Source organism: Mucilaginibacter gossypii (assembly GCF_900100945.1).
In the GTDB taxonomy this organism is placed as follows: Bacteria; Bacteroidota; Bacteroidia; order Sphingobacteriales; family Sphingobacteriaceae; genus Mucilaginibacter; species Mucilaginibacter gossypii.
Genome location: NZ_FNCG01000026.1, coordinates 51,011 through 57,268 on the forward strand (window position 1 = coordinate 51,011; position 6,258 = coordinate 57,268).

General features: G+C 43.9%; 5 protein-coding genes. All 5 read right to left on the minus strand.

What is annotated here, in order from left to right:
- Positions 1-27 precede the first annotated feature (27 nt).
- Complete coding sequence (locus tag BLS28_RS28655) at positions 28-2,838, minus strand: S8 family peptidase (protein WP_176844587.1); 2,811 nt, start codon at positions 2,836-2,838, stop codon at positions 28-30.
- A gap of 96 nt (positions 2,839-2,934) precedes the next feature.
- Complete coding sequence (locus tag BLS28_RS28660) at positions 2,935-3,765, minus strand: M57 family metalloprotease (protein ID WP_091175858.1); 831 nt, start codon at positions 3,763-3,765, stop codon at positions 2,935-2,937.
- 259 nt (positions 3,766-4,024) lie between these two features.
- Positions 4,025-4,489 (minus strand): aspartyl protease family protein, encoded by a 465-nt coding sequence (locus BLS28_RS28665; protein ID WP_369596639.1) that lies wholly within the window; start codon positions 4,487-4,489, stop codon positions 4,025-4,027.
- 259 nt (positions 4,490-4,748) lie between these two features.
- Positions 4,749-5,378 carry a LuxR C-terminal-related transcriptional regulator gene (locus BLS28_RS28670; protein WP_091175861.1) on the minus strand — a complete coding sequence of 210 codons (630 nt, stop codon included), beginning with the start codon at positions 5,376-5,378 and terminating at the stop codon, positions 4,749-4,751.
- Positions 5,379-5,451: 73 nt separating this feature from the next.
- Positions 5,452-6,258: sensor histidine kinase (locus tag BLS28_RS28675; protein WP_218134521.1), on the minus strand; the 807-nt coding region annotated here is incomplete at its 5' end.

Here is a 6,258-nt window from a genome sequence, read left to right on the forward strand (position 1 = left end):
AATAAACAAGTATATAAAGCCCTCCGGTTAACCGGAGGGCTTTTTACTTATCAGCTTACCGTTATAAACTACTTTGCCATTTAGTTCGATGGTATAAACATACACGCCTGCCACGAGATTTACGGGGATGGTGTTTTGTAATTCATTGATGCTTTTAACCAGGGTTAACTTACCGTCGATGCTGTATAGTTTAAATTCGTAATTATTGATATCGCCGCTGATGATATTGATTTGGCCGGCAACAGGGTTGGGGTATATAACAAATTGGTTGGGCTGTAAATAAACAGCATCGGCTATGTTGGAGTAAATGATATCGCCGTTAATTGTGGTGAGTTTTGCCCGGTAATATTGTTTGCCCCGTCGGGGATTATTGTCGGCGTATATGTAATCCACCGCTGTACTAAGCGGGATTGTATTTAAAGTAACGTATTGGCCCGCAGCTGTTGTTTTTTCCCAGGTGATGGATTTAAGATTATAAACGCTGCCCAACTGCAGGTTGAGCACAATGGTATTGTTAACCACGTTTGCAAGTAGTGTTTTTACATAGCAGCCAACTCCCTGCGTGGTAGCATTAATGGTATAACTTTTTAGGCCTTCAAAGCTATTACCTGTGGCGCTCACCGCAAAATAAGTTGAAGTTTGTTGTTGCGCGGGTATAATGATGCTGGTATCGGCTGTTGATACAAGTTTTTGAAGCAGGTTATCTTTAATTGTATAAATGTTGTAGCCTATGCTTCCTGGCTGGGGTTTCCATTGCAGGAGTGTGCCACTGACGCAATTATACCCTATATCAAGTGTTAAAGGCTTTGAAATGCTGAACTCCGCGCTGGTAAAAGTTTGCCCCCCGATATCCATTTTAAGCATGGTTTTGGTAAAAACATCGGGCGTTGTCCAGGTATAATAGCGGTTTTCAAGGGTGGCATTATTAATGGCCTGCCAGGTTTGGCCATGATCGTAGCTAACGCTTATTGTGCCCGATGTGGTATTGAAAGAGCTTTGCCATCTCAGGTAATTATCCTCGCCGGCAAAAAGCTGGTCGCCAACCGAGGGGTAGATCCATTCGAACAGGTTTGATATGGTCTCCTGATGAGCAATATGAAATTTTTGAGCACTGTTAGTAATCCTTCTGCCTTTAACATGCACTATGTATGTGCCGGCTGCCGGGTTTTGTAAAATTACCTGTTCTGCATTGTTTAAGGTATCTGTTCGTCTTTTTGCCGGGGCAGATAACGAATCGGCAGAGGGGAAGCTGCTGAGCACCCATGGTAAAATTTGCTGCCCGGATGGTGTGGTGACAGTAAGATCGAGATCATTTACCAATGCCCATGGTGCATTAACGGCTGCTGCGGGGTCATTCCAGGCTAACGAAACTTTAAGCTCCCTGCAATTTACTGGGACAGTTATGGAATAGTCTGTTTGTGTAGCATTGCTAACCGAACCGGTAAAAATGCGTTTTTCATTGATGGTGCGTAATGCTTCCAATGCATTCAACGAACCATAGCCTGTTTTATGGTTGGGGCCGGATGAGCCTGTTTCATCGGCCGAGTTGATGAGTACACTTTTTATAAGCGCGGCAGATGGCATCTGTTTGTATTGCGTTCTATAAGCTTGTTGCAGCAAAGCTACCGTGCCTGATACCAGGGCTGCCGCGCCAGACGTGCCATCTTCACCATCCGCGATCAATTCGGGTTTGATGCGGCCATCGTATGCTGGGCCGGCCGAGCTTAAGGATTCGGGGACACCCGTCCTGCCGGTACCGCCAACCACCAATACATTTTTAGCCTGCTTAAAGTCGCCGGAGAGATTGGCTACCCCGCTTATACCGCTGTAAACTCCGCTTTCAGGTGCCGAATTGCCGATATTGCCCGATGAAAATACATGCACCAGCGAATCATTTTCAAAAATCTGCTGATCGTAAGCGGCACTTTCGGCCCCATAATAATTTTCAATGCCGGTACCGTACGAGTGGTTTTGTACCGAAATTCTGAATGATTTAAAAATGGTAGTGCTGTCGGGCATTAATTGCGCAAAAGATGATGAGGTGAAATTTACCTTAGGAGCAACTCCCAGGCCTTTGATATATGAGTTGCCGTTGCCGCCTATGAGTGTTGCCATGGTGGTAGCATGGCCCGATGTGATATCAGAGGCTTTAAAGGATGTAAAGCTACGGCCTAACAGGTCGAGATCATTATCATAGCGGTCTTCTTTTACCGAAATGTTAATGCCGGAGCCGGTTATGCCCGGAAAATTAGCCACTATGGCCGACATGGTATTTAAACCAAGATCAATATCGCTAATGGCAAGTTCTGCATGAGGTTGGCGCACCTCATTGGCAAATAATATATAGTCCTGCTGAAGTAAGGCAGGCAGGTTTTCTAATTTGATGTTAAGACGTATTAGGTTGCCGGTTTGACCTGTAATGGCTCCGGATTGTTGGATGTGGTTGATAACCGTGTCATTGACAGCGGTAACGGCAACCTCAACGGCTTGTGTGCGTGCCGGATGCTGCTTCCAGTTCTTCGCAAGGTTATCCGAAGCTTTCCAGATGGGGGAAGCGGCGCTGTTATTTATAATATTAGCATCGCTTTTGATAGCCGAGGCTGATGATACTACATAATAGTTATAGGAAACCCGTTTGATGATATTGTATTTCCGGTTATCGATATGTGCTGGATCTTTAAATTTTACAAGGTAATACTGGTTGGAATTTTTTTGCGGAGATAAAGATGTTGCATTATAAAGTGAAACAATTGCCTCGTCGCTCATGTGTTTTTGTGACCATGACACTTTAAAGCATAAAAAAAGGAGTAATACGGTAACAGGTATTCTTTTTGTCATAGGCGGTAATGTGATCAAACCAATAAAGGGGAGCTGCAGCATCCCCTTTATTGATAAAGCTATTTAGTTGAAATGTAAAAACAACTATAGGCGTTATTAGTATAAATAATTTAAAGCTATCTGATCGTTGGCATTAAACGTACGGTCGGTACCGCTTGAGCAGGCTAACATCCAAGAGCCGGCATCCGCCTTGGTTGGTGTGCCCGGAATGTTGATAGCGCCTATGCCTGCCGAACCTTCGTTTACATGTCGGCCGCCGCAGCTGAACGCGCGGTTCATATAGTCGGTATGACGGAAACCGATACAATGGCCCAACTCGTGTTGAATAACTGATGTTACATAACCCAGATCAGGGTTTGTGCCATAAGCTTGTTCGTTGGTGTTCATCTGGATCTGGTTATACGGGTCGCCCGATGAAGTCGGGAAGCCTGATGAACCTAAGGTGATATAACCACCGCTTGGCCCCTCGTTAAAGCCGATGATGTCGATTGTGCCGCCGCTGCTAACCATTTGAAATTTAAGCGTGAGGTTTAAAGCATTGTAACGTGCAACTGCCGCGGTAGCCGCGTTAAGGTAAACAGTAGGCAGGTTTGTAACTGAGACGGTTACTGTTCTGGGCAGATTTTTAACCAGGTTTGTGGTACGGTACTGCTCAACATCGGCAATTCTTAAAGTAGGGCTGGTGCTTGCTTCGGCTAAATTGGCTTTAGTGAGCAGGATATCACCTTCAACAAGATAGCCATCGCCCTGCCTGCGCACTTCATCTGTGCTGAACCCTAAGTTTGTAATGCTTTTCAGTACATCATCCGGGATAGCGGTTGGGCTGGTAGTTGTAGTTTTTGCAGCCTTGTCTTTTGAACAGGAGAATAGTACAGAGATTCCGACAAGCACGCTTAGTCCGATCCCTAATAATAGTTTTCTTTTCATTGTTTTCGTTACGTTTTAGATGTAAAAGAAGAATTAATTTCAGCAGCCGGCCAGCGCTTTTAACTTATACGCAATATATAAATAAAATGTTATGGATTTAATAATAGAAAATAACAAAAAAATATTCTTTTTAGGAATTATTATCTTTTTATTTGATTAATATCGAAATTATAATTGTCATTTTGACTATTATGGCAATTATAGCTTTGTTTTAACCGAGCGGGTGTTTTGGGAACAAACCCTGTTGATCAATTAAAATTTACCTTCGGATAGATAAGGTACCGCGTTTGCTTGACAGATTTTTTTTTAGTTTTAGCACCCGTTTCCCATAATCAATAACGGCTTTATATTTCATTAAAATATCTCCGCCCAAAACACCCAGTACCTGCGGGTGCCCCATTTGGCCGTATGCGGCATTAATAGTGGAAAGATCAAGTACAGCTACTTCAAATTCGGCTATAGGCAAGTCGCCGATGTGGAGGTCACTTACTGTTGCGGTAAAAGATTCCATGGTATTGGTGCCGAGGCCCGTGGAGAGTTTATCGCTGGCTAAGATGTTCATGGTTTCATTGGCTTCGGAAAGCACCGTTTGATCAAAAGCAGTTTTTGACGCGCCGGTGTCCAGCACCATGATAAAAGTTTTTTCAAACAATACGACTTCAACCAGTGGGTGGAAACCGTCGTCATGCAGGTCGATAATACGGAGCGGGACAGATATAATCATTGCAGGTATGCCAATTACAGATGTGCAAATGTGCAGATTAAAGCAGTGATAATTATTGGTCCTGTTAGAAAAAAAATCCGGCAGTAGTTTTAGGATTTAATTAGATGACATCTTTCACGGTGTGATCTTTCAATTGTGATAAGGTTTAGGCTTTAAAGATCACCAACAGGGAAGTTAATTTTAACAAGGCCTTTTAGTTTCTTTATAGCGCTAAATTAGCATTAACCATTAAGCCCTGCAATACTGAAAAAGTGGTATATCAGATTGCGCGAAATTTATTAATAGCTTCTACTTTATTTTGTACCTGCAGTTTGATGTAGGTATTGCGGATGTGTTTTTTAACGGTTCCGGTAGAGATATCAAGGCGGTCGGCGATTTCCTTGTACTGGAGGCCGCGGGCTAGGTGGTTAAGTACTTCAACCTCGCGGTCCGTAAGGCTTTCGGCAGCAGGGGCAGGCGGTTTATCGGCGTCGGCATTGAATGATGCTATGACCCTTCTCGAGATATAGGCGCTCATGGGCGAACCGCCGGCCGCGATTTCGATAATGGCATTCCTGATCTCATCGGCCGAAGATTCTTTGAGCATATAGCCGGTTGCGCCGCTCTTTAAGGATTCAAAAATATTGGTGTTGTCGTCGTTGATGGTGCACATCAAAAATTCGGCATCCGGGACAAAGGGCTTGGCCCGCCGTATAAATTCAATGCCCGACATGCCTTCGAGGTTTATATCCACTATAAAGATATCCGGTTTAAGCAGATCAATTTTTTTTAATACGGCTTCGGCATTGGGATAAGAACCAATTAAAGTTACGCCGCTCATATCATGAATAATCTGTTCCAGCCCACGCCGGTAGTGTAAATTATCCTCTAACAAAATTATCTGGAGCATGCTTTGCAGTAAATATAAAATGCTAATTTCCTAAATTATCCCGGGTTTCTTAATACCTATTATGGGGTATACGCTAAAGGTTTAGTTTAAGGCTGATGGAGGTGCCTTTACCGTGGGCGGTATCAATTTTGAGTTCGGCGTTCAATCTTTTTGCCCGGGCGTAAATATTCCGGATGCCCATGGTTTCGTGTTTGCGCACATCAGGGTCAAATCCGCGCCCGTCATCACGGATGTTGATCTGCAGCCGGTTTTTGTAAAGGTTGATTTCCAGAAACGCATTTTGTGCCTCCGAATGTTTGACAATATTGTTTAATACTTCCTTAACAAGGAGGTATATCTGGCGCCTTTTTTCGCCGCTGATGGTAACCGGGGTTTCGCTAACGGAGGTATTTACATGAAGGTCAATATTGCTGTATTCAAATATTTTAATGGCTTGTTTATGAATAAAGCCGGCCAGGTTGCTTACTTCGTCGTTTTCGGCATCAAGACTCCAGATAATTAACCTTACCTGGGTAGATATATCGGTGATGGCTTCATGAATAGCGTCTATCTCCTTAAAAGCGGGCTGATCGGCCGTTTTGCGGCTGAGCAATTCGGTCCTGAGCTTAATGCCGGAGATGCTTGCCCCTAAATCATCATGCACCTCACTGCTGATCCGCTGTCGTTCGCGCTGCAGGGCAAGTGCATTTTCATAGTCCTTTTTTTGTAAGCCGATGATGGACTGATAATATTTCCGTACCAGCAGGAAAGCGATGATTATGGCACTTAATACAGCCACCACCTGCAGCCATAACTGTTGATACCATAAAGGCATAACGTCAAATTTAAAAATGAGCGGCTGGCTTAACTGGTTAAAACGGTCGGCAGCCACGGCTTCTAA

Bases quoted from the DNA above. Each gene is read 5' to 3' on its own strand.
- BLS28_RS28655 (WP_176844587.1), bottom strand. From the start codon at position 2,838: ATGACAAAAAGAATACCTGTTACCGTATTACTCCTTTTTTTATGCTTT.
- BLS28_RS28660 (WP_091175858.1), bottom strand. From the start codon at position 3,765: ATGAAAAGAAAACTATTATTAGGGATCGGACTAAGCGTGCTTGTCGGA.
- BLS28_RS28665 (WP_369596639.1), bottom strand. From the start codon at position 4,489: ATGATTATATCTGTCCCGCTCCGTATTATCGACCTGCATGACGACGGT.
- BLS28_RS28670 (WP_091175861.1), bottom strand. From the start codon at position 5,378: ATGCTCCAGATAATTTTGTTAGAGGATAATTTACACTACCGGCGTGGG.